This window comes from Pseudomonas gingeri (assembly GCF_013386165.1).
In the GTDB taxonomy this organism is placed as follows: domain Bacteria; phylum Pseudomonadota; class Gammaproteobacteria; order Pseudomonadales; family Pseudomonadaceae; genus Aquipseudomonas; species Aquipseudomonas gingeri_C.
In genome coordinates this window covers 338,672-356,375 of record NZ_JACAOS010000016.1, presented here as the reverse complement: position 1 = coordinate 356,375, position 17,704 = coordinate 338,672, and the positions used below count along the sequence as shown (strand labels likewise).

The 17,704-nt window shown below is 61.8% G+C and carries 16 protein-coding genes; 13 read left to right on the top strand and 3 right to left on the bottom strand.

Annotated features, from left to right (window positions below; genetic code table 11):
• Positions 1 to 12: 12 nt before the first annotated feature.
• From HX866_RS17980 to HX866_RS17960, 5 genes are all read left to right on the top strand, one after another.
• On the top strand, positions 13 to 1,608 hold the full coding sequence (locus tag HX866_RS17980) for an ABC transporter substrate-binding protein (protein ID WP_177096132.1): 1,596 nt from the start codon (positions 13 to 15) through the stop codon (positions 1,606 to 1,608).
• 76 nt (positions 1,609 to 1,684) lie between these two features.
• Entirely contained in the window at positions 1,685 to 2,695 is a 1,011-nt protein-coding gene (locus HX866_RS17975; RefSeq protein WP_177096130.1) for an ABC transporter permease subunit, read from the top strand.
• A 10-nt stretch (positions 2,696 to 2,705) separates the two neighbouring features.
• The gene (locus HX866_RS17970; protein WP_177096128.1) at positions 2,706 to 3,617 is read left to right on the top strand and encodes an ABC transporter permease subunit; all 912 of its coding nucleotides are present in this window, start codon (positions 2,706 to 2,708) and stop codon (positions 3,615 to 3,617) included.
• A 10-nt stretch (positions 3,618 to 3,627) separates the two neighbouring features.
• Complete coding sequence (locus HX866_RS17965; protein WP_177096126.1) at positions 3,628 to 4,596, top strand: ABC transporter ATP-binding protein; 969 nt, start codon at positions 3,628 to 3,630, stop codon at positions 4,594 to 4,596.
• A complete protein-coding gene (locus HX866_RS17960; RefSeq protein ID WP_177103525.1) occupies positions 4,596 to 5,567 on the top strand; it encodes a peptide ABC transporter ATP-binding protein in 972 nt (323 codons plus the stop codon). The genes HX866_RS17965 and HX866_RS17960 overlap by 1 nt, the downstream gene beginning before the upstream one ends.
• A gap of 115 nt (positions 5,568 to 5,682) precedes the next feature.
• Here HX866_RS17960 and HX866_RS17955 read toward each other — a convergent pair whose 3' ends face one another.
• Positions 5,683 to 5,901, bottom strand: coding sequence for a hypothetical protein (locus HX866_RS17955; RefSeq protein ID WP_177095570.1), 219 nt, complete (start codon positions 5,899 to 5,901; stop codon positions 5,683 to 5,685).
• 320 nt (positions 5,902 to 6,221) lie between these two features.
• Positions 6,222 to 7,805: a peptide chain release factor 3 gene (locus tag HX866_RS17950; RefSeq protein ID WP_100941225.1), complete on the bottom strand. Its 1,584-nt coding sequence runs from the start codon at positions 7,803 to 7,805 to the stop codon at positions 6,222 to 6,224.
• A gap of 340 nt (positions 7,806 to 8,145) precedes the next feature.
• On the opposite strand from HX866_RS17950, the gene HX866_RS17945 reads away from it, so the two are divergent.
• The 7 genes from HX866_RS17945 to HX866_RS17915 all read left to right on the top strand — a co-directional run bounded on the left by HX866_RS17945 (position 8,146) and on the right by HX866_RS17915 (position 13,876).
• The gene (locus HX866_RS17945) at positions 8,146 to 8,862 is read left to right on the top strand and encodes an ABC transporter permease (RefSeq protein ID WP_177096122.1); all 717 of its coding nucleotides are present in this window, start codon (positions 8,146 to 8,148) and stop codon (positions 8,860 to 8,862) included.
• 20 nt (positions 8,863 to 8,882) lie between these two features.
• Complete coding sequence (locus HX866_RS17940) at positions 8,883 to 9,776, top strand: glycine betaine ABC transporter substrate-binding protein (protein WP_177140182.1); 894 nt, start codon at positions 8,883 to 8,885, stop codon at positions 9,774 to 9,776.
• Between the two features lie 11 nt (positions 9,777 to 9,787).
• The gene (locus HX866_RS17935) at positions 9,788 to 10,441 is read left to right on the top strand and encodes an ABC transporter permease (protein WP_177125158.1); all 654 of its coding nucleotides are present in this window, start codon (positions 9,788 to 9,790) and stop codon (positions 10,439 to 10,441) included.
• On the top strand, positions 10,438 to 11,595 hold the full coding sequence (locus HX866_RS17930; RefSeq protein WP_177125157.1) for an osmoprotectant ABC transporter ATP-binding protein OsmV: 1,158 nt from the start codon (positions 10,438 to 10,440) through the stop codon (positions 11,593 to 11,595). Before HX866_RS17935 ends, HX866_RS17930 begins: the two co-directional genes overlap by 4 nt.
• Positions 11,596 to 11,932: 337 nt before the next feature.
• A complete protein-coding gene (locus HX866_RS17925) occupies positions 11,933 to 13,096 on the top strand; it encodes a type III PLP-dependent enzyme (protein ID WP_177096114.1) in 1,164 nt (387 codons plus the stop codon).
• 179 nt (positions 13,097 to 13,275) lie between these two features.
• A complete protein-coding gene (locus HX866_RS17920) occupies positions 13,276 to 13,500 on the top strand; it encodes a type II toxin-antitoxin system HicA family toxin (protein ID WP_177096111.1) in 225 nt (74 codons plus the stop codon).
• Positions 13,469 to 13,876: a type II toxin-antitoxin system HicB family antitoxin gene (locus HX866_RS17915; protein WP_177096109.1), complete on the top strand. Its 408-nt coding sequence runs from the start codon at positions 13,469 to 13,471 to the stop codon at positions 13,874 to 13,876. Before HX866_RS17920 ends, HX866_RS17915 begins: the two co-directional genes overlap by 32 nt.
• A gap of 4 nt (positions 13,877 to 13,880) precedes the next feature.
• Here HX866_RS17915 and HX866_RS17910 read toward each other — a convergent pair whose 3' ends face one another.
• A complete protein-coding gene (locus HX866_RS17910; RefSeq protein WP_177103519.1) occupies positions 13,881 to 14,669 on the bottom strand; it encodes a tetratricopeptide repeat protein in 789 nt (262 codons plus the stop codon).
• A 323-nt stretch (positions 14,670 to 14,992) separates the two neighbouring features.
• Between HX866_RS17910 and HX866_RS17905 the strand changes: the two genes are divergently transcribed.
• On the top strand, positions 14,993 to 17,524 hold the full coding sequence (locus HX866_RS17905) for a PepSY domain-containing protein (protein ID WP_177125156.1): 2,532 nt from the start codon (positions 14,993 to 14,995) through the stop codon (positions 17,522 to 17,524).
• Positions 17,525 to 17,704: the final 180 nt, after the last annotated feature.

Genomic DNA, 17,704 nt, shown 5'->3' with positions numbered 1-17,704 from the left:
AGGAGGGTTTACATGAAGAAGCTTCCCCTGCGCGCCGCCATCGCGGCCGCTGTGTTCAGCGTGGCTATCGGTGTTTCGGCCAAGCCCTTGGTGGTCTGCACCGAAGCCAGCCCGGAGGGTTTCGACCCGGTGCTCTACACCACCGCCGTCACCGCCGACGCCGCTGCTGAAACGATGTTCAACCGGCTGGTGGACTTCAAGCCCGGCACCACTGAAATCCAGCCGGCCCTGGCCGAAAGCTGGGAGATCAGCCCCGACGGCCTGCAATACACCTTTCACCTGAGAAAGGGCGTCAAGTTCCACACCACCGACTACTTCAAGCCCACCCGCGAGCTGAACGCCGATGACGTGGTCTGGAGCTTCCAGCGCCAACTGGACCCCAACCATCCATGGCACAAGGCGTCCACTGTCGGCTTCCCGTATTTCGAGAGCATGGACTTCCAGAACCTGCTCAAACGCGTCGAGAAAGTCGACGACCTGACCGTGCGTTTCACCCTCAGCCGTCCCGAAGCGCCCTTCCTGCCCGACCTGGGCATGGCCTTCACCTCGATCCACTCGGCCGAATACGCCGACCAGTTGCTCAAGGCCGGCAAGCTCGACGACCTCAACAGCAAGCCGATCGGCACCGGCCCGTTCATCTTCCAGCGTTATGCCAAGGACGCTCAGGTTCGCTTCAAGGCCAACCCGGAGTATTTCCGTGGCAAGCCGCCGGCCGATACGCTGATTCTGGCCATCACCGTCGATAACAACACCCGCCTGCAGAAGCTCAAGGCCAACGAATGCCAGGTCGCCCTGTACCCCAAACCCGACGACGTGCCGAACATCAAGGCCGATCCGAACCTGAAGATCGATGAAATCGCCGCCCTCGCCACCGGCTACGTGTCCATCAACACCGAACACAAGTACCTGAGTGATGTGCGGGTACGCCAGGCCATCGAACTGGCCCTGGACAAGCAGAACTACGTCGACACCCTGTACGGCAAAGGCAATGCCATCCCGGCGGTCAATCCATACCCGCCGGCCCTACTGGGCTACAACACCCAGTTGAAGAACCCGGCCCAGGACCTGGACAAGGCTCGCGCCCTGCTCAAGGAAGCCGGCGTTCCCGAAGGCACGGTCTTCACCCTCTATACCCGCAACGGCGGCGGCCCGACCAACCCGAACCCGCAACTCGGCGCACAACTGATGCAGGCGGACCTGGCCAAGGTCGGCATCAAGCTCGATATTCGCGTCATGGAGTGGGCCGAAATGCTCAAACGCGCGAAAAAAGGCGAGCACGACATGGTGTCCGCCGGCTGGAGCGGCGACAACGGTGACCCGGATAACTTCCTGAGTCCGCTATTGAGTTGCGAAGCGGCGAAAAACGGCGAAAACTACAGCCGCTGGTGCAATCCTCAGTTCCAGGCGCTGATCGACCAGGCTCGCGCCAAGACTGACCCCGCCCAACGAGCCGCACTCTATGAACAGGCCCTGGAGATCCTGCACAACCAGGTCCTGTGGGTGAACGATGCCCATCCGAAGATGTTTACCGCTATGCGCAAGAACGTAGAGGGCTATTACATGAGCCCGCTATCCCAGAATAACTTCGCCACCACCCAGGTGAAGTAGAACAACAAACGCTCGTCGGTGCCCGACCCCGGGCACTGATGAGCACGCCTAACCGGCTGATGAGGTACACCACACGATGTTTAGTTTTATTGCCCGCCGACTGGGGTTGCTGATCCCCACGTTCTTCGGCATCACGTTGCTGACTTTCGCGTTGATTCGCATGATCCCGGGCGACCCCGTGGAAGTCATGATGGGCGAGCGCCGGGTCGACCCGGAGATGCACGCCCAGGCGATGGAACGCCTCGGTCTTAACAAGCCGCTTTATGCCCAATACATCGACTACGTCGGCAAGCTCGCCCATGGCGACCTCGGCGAGTCCCTGCGGACCCGCACCAGCGTCTGGACCGAGTTCACCACGCTCTTCCCCGCGACCCTCGAACTGTCCATGGCCGCCCTGCTCTTCGCCGGCGTCCTCGGACTGCTCGCAGGAGTCATCGCGGCCCTCAAGCGAGGGTCCCTGTTCGACCATGGGGTGATGGGCATCTCCCTGGCCGGCTATTCGATGCCGATCTTCTGGTGGGGCCTGATCCTCATCATGTTCTTCTCCGTGAGCCTGGGCTGGACCCCGGTGTCCGGACGCATCGACCTGCTCTATGACATCGAGCCGAAAACCGGCTTCATGCTCATCGACACCCTGCTCAGCGACCAGCCCGACGCGTTCTGGGATGCGCTGCATCACATGATTTTGCCTGCCATCGTGCTGGGCACCATCCCGCTGGCGGTGATCGCCCGGATGACCCGTTCCTCGATGCTCGAAGTGCTGCGTGAAGACTACATCCGTACTGCCCGGGCCAAGGGCCTGTCGCCGGCGCGCGTGGTCTTTGTCCATGGCCTGCGCAACGCGCTGATTCCGGTACTGACCGTGGTCGGCCTGCAAGTCGGCACCCTGCTGGCCGGCGCCGTGCTCACCGAGACCATCTTCTCCTGGCCCGGTATCGGCAAGTGGCTGATCGAAGCCATCGGGGCCCGGGACTATCCCGTCGTGCAAAACGGCATCCTGTTAATCGCCTGCCTGGTGATTGTGGTCAATTTCGTCGTGGACATCCTCTACGGCCTTGTCAATCCACGCATCCGTCACCAGCGCTGAGATCAAGATCATGAGTACTACTATCGCTTCGACCGCCGTCGATCAAAGCCTGCTGTACCCCTCCCCGTACAAGGAATTCTGGCAACACTTCGCCAAGAACAAAGGTGCCGTCGCCGGCCTGCTGTTCATGTCGCTGGTGGTGTTCTGCGCGATCTTCGCGCCCTGGGTCGCCCCCCATGACCCGAGCGAACAGTTCCGCGACGCCCTGCTGACCCCGCCGTCGTGGCTGGCAGGCGGTCAGATCCAGTACCTGCTGGGCACCGACGAACTGGGCCGCGACCTGCTCTCGCGACTGATCCAGGGGTCGCGCCTGTCGCTGCTGATCGGTTTGTCCTCGGTGGTGATGTCGCTGATCCCGGGCATCCTGATGGGCCTGCTGGCCGGTTTCTTCCCGCGCATCCTCGGCCCGACCATCATGCGTTTGATGGACATCATGCTGGCCCTGCCCTCGCTGCTGCTGGCCGTGGCGATCGTCGCCATCCTCGGCCCTGGCCTGATCAACACCGTGATCGCCATCGCCATCGTTTCCTTGCCCTCCTACGTGCGCCTGACCCGTGCCGCGGTGATGGGCGAGCTGAATCGTGACTACGTGACCGCCGCGCGCCTGGCCGGTGCCACCCTGCCGCGCCTGATGTTCATCACCGTGCTGCCCAACTGCATGGCGCCGCTGATCGTCCAGGCCACCCTGAGTTTCTCCTCGGCCATCCTCGATGCCGCCGCCCTGGGTTTCCTCGGTCTGGGCGTACAACCGCCAACTCCGGAGTGGGGCACCATGCTGGCCTCGGCCCGCGACTACATCGAGCGCGCCTGGTGGGTCGTCAGCCTGCCCGGCCTGACCATTTTGCTCAGCGTGCTGGCAATCAACCTGATGGGCGACGGTCTGCGCGATGCGCTGGACCCGAAACTCAAGAACGCCGCCTGAGGAGATTCCCATGTCACTGCTAGAAATCAAGAATCTCAATGTTCGCTTCGGCGACAAAACCGCTGTGCCGGTGGTCGACGGCCTCGACATCAGCGTGGACAAGGGCGAAGTCCTGGCCATCGTTGGCGAGTCGGGTTCGGGTAAATCCGTGACCATGATGGCGCTGATGGGCCTGATCGAGCACCCTGGCATCGTTACCGCCGACGCCCTGCGCTTCGACGGCAAGGACATGCTCAAGCTCAGCGCCCGCCAGCGTCGGCAAGTGGTCGGCAAGGACCTGGCGATGGTTTTCCAGGACCCCATGACCGCGCTGAACCCCAGCTACACCGTGGGTTTCCAGATCGAGGAAGTGCTGCGCCTGCACCTGAAGATGTCGAGCAAGGCGGCCCGCAAGCGCGCCATCGAGTTGCTGGAAAAAGTCGAGATCCCGGGTGCCGCCAGCCGCATGGACGCCTACCCGCACCAACTGTCCGGCGGCATGAGCCAGCGCGTCGCCATCGCCATGGCGATTGCCGGCGAACCCAAGCTGCTGATCGCCGATGAACCGACCACCGCCCTGGACGTGACCATCCAGGCGCAGATCATGGACCTGCTGCTCAGCCTGCAACAGGAACAGAACATGGGCCTGGTACTGATCACCCACGACCTCGCGGTCGTTGCCGAAACCGCCCAGCGGGTTTGCGTGATGTACGCCGGCCAAGCGGTGGAAGTCGGCCAGGTGCCGGGGTTGTTCGATGTACCGGCGCATCCCTACAGCGAAGCCCTGCTCAAGGCCATTCCGGAGCACAGCCTCGGTGCCGCACGCCTGTCGACCCTGCCGGGCATCGTGCCCGGTCGTTATGACCGGCCCCAGGGTTGCCTGCTGTCGCCGCGCTGCCCCTACGTGCAGGAGAGCTGCCGGCAGCAGCGTCCGAGCCTGGACCCGAAAGCCCATAGCCTTGCCCGTTGCTTCTTCCCGCTGAACCAGGAGGTGGCGTAATGGCCGTCGTTCTTACCGCCCGCGACCTCACCCGTCACTACGAAGTCTCCCGTGGCCTGTTCAAGGGCCATGCGCTGGTACGCGCCCTCAATGGCGTGTCCTTCGAACTGGAAGCCGGCAAGACCCTCGCCGTGGTCGGCGAGTCGGGTTGCGGCAAGTCCACCCTGGCCCGGGCCCTGACGCTGATCGAAGAGCCGTCGTCCGGCTCGCTGAAAATCGCCGGCCAGGAAGTCGCCGGGGCCGACAAGGCCCAGCGCAAGCAACTGCGCAAAGACGTGCAGATGGTGTTTCAGAGCCCCTACGCGTCGCTCAATCCGCGGCAGAAGGTCGGCGACCAACTGGGCGAGCCGCTGCTGATCAACACCAAGCTGTCCGCCGTCGAACGTCGGGAGAAAGTCCAGGCGATGATGAAGCAGGTCGGTTTGCGCCCTGAGCACTATCATCGTTACCCGCACATGTTTTCCGGCGGCCAGCGCCAGCGTATCGCCCTGGCCCGGGCAATGATGCTGCAACCCAAAGTGCTGGTGGCGGACGAACCGACCTCGGCGCTGGACGTGTCGATCCAGGCGCAGGTGCTGAACCTGTTCATGGATCTGCAGCAGCAGTACAACACCGCCTACGTGTTCATCTCCCACAACCTGGCGGTGGTCCGTCACGTTGCCGACCAGGTGCTGGTGATGTACCTCGGCCGACCGGTGGAAATGGGCCCGAAGGAGGACATCTATGCGCGTCCCCTGCACCCGTACACCCAGGCCCTGCTCTCGGCGACACCGGCGATCCACCCGGACCCGTTGAAACCGAAGATCAAGATCGCCGGCGAACTGCCCAACCCGCTCAACCCGCCGTCCGGCTGCGCCTTCCACAAGCGCTGCCCGTACGCCACCGAGCGCTGCAGCACGGAAGAGCCGGCCTTGCGCCAACTCGACTCGCGTCAGGTGGCCTGCCATTACGCGGAGCAATTCCTCGGCTGAACGGCAACAAAAAAGCGCTCTCCTGAATAAGCGAGAGCGCTGAAAAACGGTAGTCCGGCCTCTTCCGTCGAGCGGGTTATCCGCTGGACGCAAGGGGCTTTTTCATTCGTGCGACTCAGCTATCGCTGTCACCATCAGAATCGTCGTCGCCCTGATCATCCTGATCCGGAGCTTTCTTTTCCGTGTCATCGGCATAAAGCGCGTGCACCGCAGATTTCGAAGGAGAAACCGCCCCATGATCCGACACCGCATTACTGGCCCAGGCACTTGAAGCCCCCACCATCAACAACACCAGCACCTTGATCAGCAGCACGCTGCGTTGAAAAATTTTCATCGTCGCTTCCGTCCCTCTGTGGATAAGTCACCAGCACCTTGCAGCCGACTTCAAGAAGCCAACGGCAACTTGTCTGAACCTAGACCGGTTGGACGGACTTTTCCATACTGGCCAGATGAAAACTGTTGGTTGGCGATAGAATTATTCTGAATTACAATTAGACTCAAAAAGAATAAGTGCCTTTCGACCGTCATCGCCAGCAAGCTGGCTCCTACAAAGTCCAGCGCCAAGCCTCGGTTTTTTGCAGCGCCCATAAAAAAACCCACGACCTGGGCCGTGGGTTTTTCAAGGGTGCGGCCAGTACGGCCACGGGTAATACCTTAGTGGTGCTCGCGAGTCGCGCGGAATTTCACGTCCGGCCAGCGCTCTTCCATCAGCGCCAGGTTGACCCGGGTCGGCGCCAGATAAGTCAGGTGACCGCCACCGTCCAACGCCAGGTTTTCCACGGCCTTGACCCGCAGTTCATCGAGCTTCTTCTTGTCGCTGCAATCAATCCAGCGCGCGGACCACACGGTGATCGGCTCATAGGAGCACTCGACCTTGTATTCCTCTTTCAAGCGGCTGGCGACCACATCGAACTGCAGCACACCGACGGCGCCAAGAATGATGTCGTTGCTGCGCTCGGGGAAGAACACCTGGGTCGCGCCCTCTTCCGCCAACTGCTGCAAACCCTGGCGCAGTTGCTTGGACTTGAGCGGGTCACGCAGGCGCACGCGACGGAACAGTTCCGGAGCGAAGTGCGGAATACCGGTAAAGCCCAGGGCCTCGCCCTCGGTGAAGGTGTCACCGATCTGGATCGTGCCGTGGTTGTGCAGGCCAATGATGTCGCCGGCGTAGGCTTCTTCCAACTGCTCGCGCTCGGAGGAGAAGAAGGTCAGCGCATCACCGATCCGCACGTCCTTGCCGGTCCGCACATGGCGCATTTTCATGCCCTTGTCGTACTTGCCCGAACAGATGCGCATAAAGGCGATCCGGTCGCGGTGCTTGGGGTCCATGTTCGCCTGGATCTTGAACACGAAACCGGCGAACTTTTCTTCCACCGGCTCCACGGTGCGCTCGTTGGCTACGCGCGCCAAAGGCATCGGCGCCCAATCGACAACGGCGTCCAGCACGTGGTCAACACCGAAGTTGCCCAGGGCGGTACCGAAGAACACCGGGGTCAGTTGACCGTCGAGGAACTCCTGCTGGTTGAATTCGTGGCAGGCGCCCTGCACCAGTTCCAGCTGGTCGACAAAACGATCGTACTCGTCACCCAGGTGGGCACGGGCTTCGTCGGAGTCGAGCTTCTCGATGATTTTCACATCGGTGCGCTCATGCCCGTGACCGGCGGTGTAGACGATAATGTAGTCGTCGGCCAGGTGGTACACACCCTTGAAGTCACGGTAGCAACCGATCGGCCAGGTGATCGGCGCCGCCTTGATTTTCAGGACCGCCTCGATCTCGTCGAGCAGTTCGATCGGGTCGCGGATATCGCGGTCGAGCTTGTTGATAAAGCTGACGATGGGCGTGTCGCGCAAACGGCAGACGTCCATCAGGGCAATGGTCCGTGGCTCGACGCCTTTACCACCGTCGAGGACCATCAGCGCCGAGTCGACTGCCGTCAGGGTGCGGTAGGTGTCTTCGGAGAAGTCTTCGTGGCCCGGGGTGTCGAGCAGGTTGATCATGTGATCGCGATACGGGAACTGCATGACCGACGTGGTAATCGAGATACCCCGTTGTTTTTCCATTTCCATCCAGTCGGAGGTGGCATGGCGGTCGGATTTACGGGATTTCACCGTGCCGGCCACCGCGATCGCCTTGCCCATCAGCAAGAGCTTCTCGGTGATGGTGGTTTTACCGGCATCGGGGTGGGAAATAATGGCGAAAGTGCGGCGTTTCGCGACTTCGGCGGCCTGGTGGGTCATGGGAAATCGCCTGGCAGGTGAGTCAAAAAAGGGCGGCGAGTATAGCGCAAACCAAGGTCCATGGACCACCGCTCACCCGTTTGCAATGACTTCAAGGGTGGCTAAATGCTGCCAATTATGGAACCTTTTAAAAGGTGGAGGCGTCCACTCCCCTGTTACCTCACTCGTGCCAGGGGCTGAAATATCAGCAAGTCAGCCTGACGAGGCTGCGCTTATGGCTCGACTTCATGCCGCTTTGCCGGCTGGGGCGAGCTGCATTTCGCGACCACATTCGCCGACAGCCAGGAATGGCATTGCCGCTCGGGAATGTGCTCGCCGACTGAAATAAAGGAGTCTGCCTGTGGCTATTCGCTATGGCAAAGGGCTGATAGGAGGAGCGGTTGTCGTCGCTCTCCTGGCCCTGCTGGTCCACTGGATCGGCATCAACACGATCGAACTGTACCGCGACGATTTGTTGTTTTACCTGCAAGCTCACCTGATTCTAGTTCTTGTCTCCATGCTTGCCGCCCTGATCGTAGGGATCCCCGCCGGTATCCTGCTGAGCCGACCGAACATGATCGGGCGCGCCGAACGCTTCATGCAGATCTTCAATATCGGCAACACCGTCCCGCCCCTGGCCGTACTAGCCATCGCCCTGGGCGTACTGGGCATTGGCAGCGGCCCGGCGATCTTTGCCCTGTTCCTCGCCTCCTTGCTGCCCATCGTGCGCAACACCTACGAAGGCCTGAAAAACGTCCAGGGCTCCCTGAAAGAAGCCGCCGTCGGCATCGGCATGACTCCACGCCAGGTGCTCTTGCAGGTGGAACTGCCAAATGCCGTGCCGATCATCATCGGTGGGGTACGGGTGGCCCTGGCGATCAACGTCGGCACCGCCCCCCTGGCGTTCCTGATCGGCGCCAACAGCCTGGGCAGCCTGATCTTCCCCGGCATCGCCCTGAACAACCAGCCGCAACTGCTGCTCGGCGCCGCCTGCACCGCGCTGCTGGCCTTGCTGCTTGATGGTCTGGTGACCATGACCAGCCGCCTCTGGCTGGAACGCGGGTTGCGTCCGTCTTAAGGCTCGGCAAAGGAATCGATATGAAAAAACTGACTGCGATACTGGTCTGCGTCCTGCTGTCCGCAGGTATTGCGCAAGCCGCTGAAAAACCCTTGATCCGCATTGGCGCCCGGGTCTTCACCGAACAGACCCTGCTGGCGGAAATCACCTCCCAGTACCTGCGCGCCAAGGGCTATGACACCCAAGTGACCGGCGGCCTGGGCAGTAACCTGGCGCGCAGTGCCCAGGAAAGCGGGCAACTGGACCTGATCTGGGAATACACCGGCGTGTCGCTGGTGGCTTACAACCATGTCGAGGAAAAACTCGACAGCCAACAGTCCTACGCCCGGGTCAAGGAACTCGATGCGAAAAAAGGCCTGGTCTGGCTGTCGCCGTCGAAGTTCAGCAACACCTACGCCCTGTCCCTGCCGGAGCAGGTGGCCAGGGAATATCCGCAGATCAACAGCATCAGCGACCTGACCCGAGTGCTGGCCGAAGACGGCAAGGAAAACCGCCTGGTGGCCCTGGACACCGAGTTCGCCAACCGTTCCGACGGCCTGGCCGGCATGGTCAAGCTGTACCGGATGAACCTGACCCGCAAGAACACCCGCCAGATGGACGCCGGCCTGGTCTATACGGCGCTGCGTAACGGCCAGGTGTTTGCCGGGCTGGTCTACACCACCGACGGTCGCCTCAATGCCTTCAAATTGAAGCTGCTGGAAGATGACCTGCATTACTTCCCGGACTACACCGCCGCCCCCGTGGTGCGTCAGGTTTATCTCGACGCCCACCCGCAACTGGCGGCTGATCTCAAACCGCTGGCGGCGCTGTTCGACAACGAAACCATGCGCCAACTGAATGCGCGGGTCGATGTCGAGCATCAAAGCCCGTCCGCCGTGGCTGCGGATTTCCTGCGCCAACATCCGATCCACTGAGAGGAGAAGACATGGAATTTCTCAACGCCTTTTCCCATATTGACTGGACACAGGTCCTGCATCTGACCTGGCAGCACATCACCCTGGTGGGTATCGCCGTAATTCTGGCGATTGTCGTCGGTGTCCCCCTGGGTATCCTGATGACCCGCTTCCAGAGCCTCGCCGGCCCACTGCAAGCCAGCGCCACCGTGCTGCTGACCGTGCCGTCCATCGCCCTGTTCGGCCTGCTGCTGCCGTTCTACTCCAAATTCGGCCAGGGCCTGGGGCCACTGCCGGCGATCAGCGCGGTGTTCCTCTATTCGCTGCTGCCGATCATGCGCAACACCTACCTGGCCCTGACCGGTGTCGAACCCGGCATCCGTGAAGCCGCACGCGGCATCGGCATGACCTTCGGCCAGCGCCTGCGCATGGTCGAGCTGCCGATCGCGGTGCCGGTGATCCTCGCCGGTGTCCGCACCGCCGTGGTGATGAACATCGGCGTCATGACCATCGCCGCGACCATCGGCGCCGGTGGCCTGGGGGTGCTGATTCTGGCCGCCATCAGCCGCAGCGACATGTCGATGCTGATGGTCGGCGCGGTGCTGGTCAGTCTCCTGGCCATCGTCGCCGACCTGCTTCTGCAATGGCTGCAACGCTCGTTGACTCCAAAAGGATTACTCAAATGATCGAACTTCAAAACCTGACCAAGACCTTCCAAAGCAACGGCAAGACCATCACCGCCGTTGATTCCGTGAGCCTGACCGTCAATGAAGGCGAAATCTGTGTATTCCTCGGCCCGTCGGGCTGCGGCAAGAGCACCACGCTGAAAATGATCAACCGCCTGATCAAGCCCTCCTCGGGCAGGATCCTGATCAACGGCGAAGACACCAGCGACCTCGACGAGGTGACCCTGCGGCGTAACATCGGTTATGTGATCCAGCAGATCGGCCTGTTCCCCAACATGACCATCGAGGAAAACATCGTGGTGGTGCCGAAACTGCTGGGCTGGGACAAGCAGAAATGTCACGACCGGGCCCGCGAGCTGATGAGCATGATCAAGCTGGAACCCAAGCAGTACCTGCACCGCTATCCACGTGAGTTGTCTGGCGGCCAGCAACAGCGGATCGGCGTGATTCGCGCCCTGGCGGCGGATGCGCCGCTGCTGCTGATGGATGAACCGTTCGGCGCGGTCGACCCGATCAACCGCGAGATGATCCAGAACGAGTTCTTCGACATGCAGCGGGCGCTGAACAAGACCGTGATCATGGTCAGCCACGACATCGACGAAGCCATCAAGCTCGGTGACAAGATCGCCATCTTTCGCGCCGGCAAGCTGTTGCAGATCGACCACCCGGACACCCTGCTGGCCCACCCGGCCGACGAATTCGTCAGCAATTTCGTCGGTCAGGACAGCACGCTCAAGCGCCTGCTGCTGGTGAAGGCCGAAGACGCGGCGGACAACGCGCCCTCGGTGAGCCCGCAGACCCTAGTGGCTGAAGCCCTGGAACTGATGGACGAGCACGACCGTCGTTATGTGGTGGTCACCGACGCCGGGAACAAGGCGTTGGGTTATGTGCGACGTCGCGACCTGCACCGTCAGGCAGGGGACTGCGCCCAGTACCTGCGTGAGTTCAACGCCACGGCGGCGTACGACGAACACCTGCGCATCCTGTTGTCGAGGATGTACGAGTTCAACCGTTCGTGGTTGCCGGTGATGGACGCCGAGCGGGTATTCCTTGGCGAAGTGACCCAGGAGTCGATTGCCGCCTACCTGAGTTCCGGGCGTTCACGCGGGGCCAAGACCAGTATCGTGTCCCCGGCAGAAATGGCGATGGCCTGAAACCATCGGTCAGTGAGCGGGAACATCAGACTGTCATCCGGGTCGGTTAAATAGGTGACTGATCCGGGCTTCGCGACGGGCGCGTGCAAAAACGCGACATTTTTAGTTGATCTCAAGCCCCTCAAGTCCTAAAGTTCGCGCCGAACGTCCATGCTGGAAACGATCCATCCGGCTCAAGTACTGACGACGAGACAGCAAGGCCAAGGGAAGCGGTAGTTCCCATGGCCTTTTTGCTTTCGGCGACATGCCTTGGGAAGTAGGCGAACCAAAGTGGGGATACGGAGGACGTTCATTTGCACCCATTGATCAATCTAGTTTGCCAGTAGGAGTTCCCAGCATGTCGATCCAGGTCGAAGACTATTTCGCGCGCGCCACTTTTGACAAAATGAAGGCGTTCGCCGACCAGCAAGAAACCCCGTTCGTGGTGATCGACACCGCGATGATCAGCCAGGCCTACGATGACCTGCGCGCCGGTTTCGAATTCGCCAAAGTCTATTACGCAGTCAAGGCCAACCCGGCCGTCGAGATCATCGACCTGCTGAACCAGAAAGGCTCCAGCTTCGACATCGCGTCGATCTACGAGCTGGACAAGGTACTGGGCCAGGGCGTCAGCCCCGACCGTATCAGCTACGGCAACACCATCAAGAAATCCAAGGACATCCGCTACTTCTACGAGAAGGGCGTGCGCCTGTTCTCCACCGACTCCGAAGCCGACCTGCGCAATATCGCCAAGGCCGCACCGGGCTCGAAAGTCTATGTGCGCATCCTCACCGAAGGCTCGACCACCGCTGACTGGCCGCTGTCGCGTAAGTTCGGCTGCCAGACCGACATGGCCATGGATCTGCTGATCCTCGCCCGCGACCTCGGCCTGGTGCCTTACGGCGTGTCCTTCCACGTCGGTTCGCAACAGCGCGATATCAGCGTCTGGGACGCGGCGATTGCCAAGGTCAAAGTGATCTTCGAGCGCCTGAAAGAAGAAGACGGCATTCACCTGAAGCTGATCAACATGGGCGGTGGCTTCCCGGCCAACTACATCACCCGCACCAACAGCCTGGAAACCTACGCCGAAGAAATCATCCGTTTCCTCAAGGAAGACTTCGGCGACGACCTGCCGGAAATCATCCTGGAGCCGGGCCGTTCGCTGATCGCCAACGCCGGTATCCTGGTCAGCGAAGTGGTGTTGGTCGCGCGTAAATCCCGCACCGCCGTCGAGCGCTGGGTGTACACCGACGTGGGCAAATTCTCCGGCCTGATCGAAACCATGGACGAAGCCATCAAGTTCCCGATCTGGACCGAGAAGAAAGGCGAGATGGAAGAAGTGGTCATCGCTGGTCCGACCTGCGACAGCGCCGACATCATGTATGAAAACTACAAATACGGCCTGCCACTGAACCTGGCCATCGGCGACCGCCTGTACTGGCTGTCCACCGGCGCCTACACCACCAGCTACAGCGCCGTCGAATTCAATGGCTTCCCGCCACTGAAATCCTTCTACGTGTGAGATCCCGGGCCGCGGCAAAGCGGCCCTGGTCATACCGCGTGTTGCTCTCGAAAGGCCCGTGAACCCTCACGGGCCTTTTCTATTTACATGCTGCAAAACCTTTCGAAGCGGTGTAGTGTTGCCCTGTGGGATTTGGTGGGTACAGTAACCACCAAACCCCATCGACAAGGAACGTCGTCTTGAATAGCCGAGAGCTGATCAGGCTTATCGAAGCGGACGGTTGGTATCTGGTCAGGATCAAGGGCAGTCATCACCACTTCAAGCACCTGTACAAGCCGGGGCTGGTGACCATCCCTCATCCAAAGAAGGACCTACTGACCAAGACAGTCAACAGCATCCTGAAACAGGCACAGTTGCAAGCAGGAGACCACCATGCTTTTCCCTATCGCGATCCAACCCGGTGACGAGCAGCACGCCTGGGGCGTAGAGGTTCCGGATATTCCCGGCTGCTTCTCGGCGGGCGAGGACCTGGACGATGCCCTGGCCATGGCCCGTGAAGCCATCGAAGGACACCTGGAAATTCTCGCCGAGGACGATGCGCCCATCCCGCGGGCGGGCACCGTGACCCAGCATGCGAAAAACCCGGACTACGCCGGGTGCATCTGGGCACTGGTGGACATCGACATTACCCATTACCTGGGCAAGGCGGAGAAACTCAACATCACTTTGCCCGGTTACCTGCTGAACCGTATCGACGCCTACGTGCGCAATCATCCCGAGCAGAAGAGTCGTTCGGGCTTCCTGGCAACGGCGGCCTTGCGGGTGTTGCAGAGCGCTTGATTGTTCAGCCCAGCAGCGCCTGCAACGCAGCCTGATCGCCGGCATCGCCCAGCAACGCCGCCCGCTGGTGATAATCCAGAGCCAGCGCGCGGATCTCGGGATGCGCCGCCGCCAGCAGGGCCTGACGGCCGACCCGCAGGAACTTCAGGTTTCCAGCGGCCAAGGCCTGGCGTAACCAATCCAGTGCCTGGTCGATCCGCCCCAGGTCCGCCAGCACCGCCCCATAGCTGAACTGCCCACGAAAGTCGCCACCCTCGGCCGACAGCCGATACCACTCACAGGCCGCCACAAGGTCGGCCGGACAAAAACGTCCGTCCTCCAGGTAACGCCCCAACAGATTCATCGACTTGGCATGCCCGAGTTCAGCGGCGCACCGGTAGCAGGCCAGCGCGGCCACCTGATCCTCGGCAACCCCACGCCCGGTCGCCAACAGATTGGCATAGTTGTACAAGCCCCAATCCAGCCCGCCTTCGGCCGCCAGACGATATTCCCGTGCCGCGCCCCGGGCATCGGCTTCGCACCCCCAGCCCTGCTCAAGGCAGCGCCCGAGCATATTGCGCGCCATCAGGTGGCCGCCGTTCGCCGCGATGCGGAACCAGCGCAAGGCCAGCGCCGGGTCCTGCTCGATGCCCTGCCCGTCCAACAGGATCTGTCCCAGCAACGCCTGGGCGTCGAGCACGCCCTCGCTGGCTGCCAACAATACCGCCTGGGCCGCCCGGGGCGGGTTTTCTTCGAGCATCGCCTTGAGGGAATCGCCGTCCAGCACTTCCTCGCGCCGCAGATGAAAGCTCATGTACGGCACCTGCTCACGAGAGATTCGGTCGGGATGTACAGCAACATGGGTAGACACCTGAGAGCGAATAAATATTAAATGATATTTATTCCCATTGGCATTGTAAAACCCTGATCTTCCCGCTGCGCTGAATCAAGGCGCAGAACCCGTTCCGAATAGCGCGGGTACTGGCATTGAACACAGCGTGCCCACGCCCATGAACAGGGCTCTTGTCCGTCTCGTTACACGAAAAAAATGCTGCGAATATGAATTCGTCGCATTCTCACAAACACACGGCATAATGCGCGCCGTAAGAATCACTTCGAGAGAGCAAGGCGGTCGCCGTGTTGAAGAAAACACTGTTCCAATTGCACTGGCTGTTCGGCATCACGGCCGGGCTGGTGCTGGCCTTCATGGGAATCACCGGTGCCACGGTGTCGTTCCAGGACGAGCTGTTGCGCCTGCTCAATCCCAGTGTCCTGCAAGTCGAAGTGCCGGCCCATGGCGAAGCCCTGCCTCCAGCCGAACTGGTGCGCAAACTGGAAGCCCGTGAGGGCAAGAGCGTTGCCATGCTCTGGGTTTCGCCCCATGGCGACAACGCCGCGCGGGTCGCCTTCACCCCGGAGCCCGGTGAGCGTCGGGGGCTGATGCGCTACTTCGACCCCTACACCGGGGACTATCAGGGCGAGGCCCAAGGCCAGGACTTCTTCGCCCTGATCCTGCAACTGCACCGTTTCCTCGCCCTGGGCGATACCGGCCGGCAGATCACCGGCGCGTGCACCCTGATGCTGCTGTTCTTCTGCCTCTCCGGGCTCTATCTGCGTTGGCCGCGCCAGGCCCTCAACTGGCGGGCCTGGCTGACCTTCGACTGGGCGATAAAAGGTCGTGCCTTCAACTGGAACCTGCATGCGGTCGCCGGCACCTGGTGCCTGTTGCTCTATCTGCTGTCGGCGCTGACTGGCCTGTTCTGGTCCTACGAGTGGTACAGCGACGGCCTGAACAAACTGCTGGCCGACTCACCGATCCAGAATCGCGGCGCGGGACAACGCAAACCGGCCCCCCATGGCCCGGCACCGACTGCCGACTACGACGCCATCTGGGCCAGTATCCAACAGGCCACGGGGCCTGATCTCAAGGCCTACAACATTCGTATGCCGGCGGTGGCCGGAAAACCGGCAACGGTCTACTACCTGCTCAAGGACTCGCCCCACGATCGCGCGCTCAACCAGATCAACCTGGACCCGGCCACCGGCGTGATCAGCGACCAGTTGCGCTACGCCGACCAAAGCCTCAAGGCGCAGTTGCTGACCAGCCTCTACGCACTGCACGTCGGCAGCTACTTCGGGATAACCGGCCGAATCCTGCTGACCCTGTCGAGCCTGACCATGCCGCTGTTCTTCGTCACCGGCTGGCTGCTGTACCTCGATCGACGACGCAAGAAACGCCAGGTGAAGCAGGCCCGCCAGGGCCTGGAGCCGCACCTGAGCGATGCACCGGCCTGGCTGATCGGCTTTGCCAGCCAGAGCGGTTTCGCCGAGCAGATGGCCTGGCAGAGCGCCAGTCAGTTGCAGGCCGCCGGAGTGCCGGTGCGGGTCAGCCCGCTGGCCGATATCAATGAACAGGACCTGCGTGAATCCCAGCATGCGCTGTTCGTCGTCAGCACCTTCGGCGACGGCGAAGCACCGGACAGCGCCCGTGGATTCGAGCGCAAGTTGCTCGGCCAGCCGCTGTCCCTGGAGACCTTGAATTATTCGGTCCTGGCGCTCGGCGATCGGCAATACCAGCACTTCTGCGGTTTTGCCCGACGTCTGCATCAGTGGCTGGAGGCGCGCGGTGGCAACACCCTGTTCGCCCCGGTCGAAGTCGACAATGGCGATCCCTACGCCCTGCGTTATTGGCAACAACAACTCAACCAGCTGACCGGAGGCACACCCCCGGTGGCCTGGCAGGCGCCGAGCTTTGCCCACTGGACCTTGCGCCAGCGCGACCTGCTCAATCCGGGCAGCGCCGGCTCTGCCGTCTACCTGCTGGGCTTGACGGCCGAGACGCCGAGCGCATGGCAAGCCGGCGACCTGGTGGAAATCCTCCCGCGCCAGAGCGCCCTGGCAGTGGAACACTTCCTCGCCGGACTCGGCCTTGAGGCCGACAGCCTGGTGCAACTCGACGGCCTGACGGAAAGCCTTGCCCAGGCCCTGGGCGGACGCCAGCTGCCGGAGAATCGGGTCCATCTGATCGGCCTGCATGCCCAGGCGCTGGTGGATGCGCTGATACCCCTGAGCCCTCGCGAGTACTCCATCGCCTCCATCGAGAGTGATGGGCAACTGGAGTTGATCGTTCGCCAGGAGCGCCATGCCGATGGCAGCCTGGGCGTGGGTTCCGGGTGGTTGACCGAACATGCGGCAGCGGGCGCCGGCATCAGCCTGCGGGTGCGGCGCAACAGCGGTTTCCATCTGCCGACGGTGCCGTGCCCGCTGATCCTGCTGGGTAACGGTACCGGGCTGGCGGGACTGCGCAGTTTGCTCAAGGCACGCATCGCCGAGGGTCAGCGAGACAACTGGTTGTTGTTTGGCGAGCGCAATCTCGCCCACGATTTCCACTGCGCCCAAGAACTGCAAGGCTGGCTGGCCAGCGGTGATCTGGCGCGTCTGGACCTGGCGTTTTCCCGCGACCAGGCAGAGAAAATCTATGTCCAGGATCGTCTGCGCGAAGCCGCGGGTGAACTGCGTCAATGGCTCAAGAACGGTGCCGCCATCTATATCTGCGGCAGCTTGCAGGGGATGGCGGCCGGGGTCGACCAGGTGTTGCTGGAATTGCTCGGGGCCGAGGCGGTCGAGGAACTGATCGAACAGGGCCGTTATCGGCGGGATGTGTACTGAGGCACGATCAAGGCACCACGTTGTGGCGAGCGGGCTTGCCCGCGCTCGGCTGCGAAGCAGTCGCAAACCCGCGCACCTCGGTCTGCCTGACAGACCGCGCTCGCTGGTTTTAGGGGCGCTTCGCACCCCAACGCGGGCAAGCCCGCTCGCCACAAATCTCGCCGGACTTGAGACCGTTCT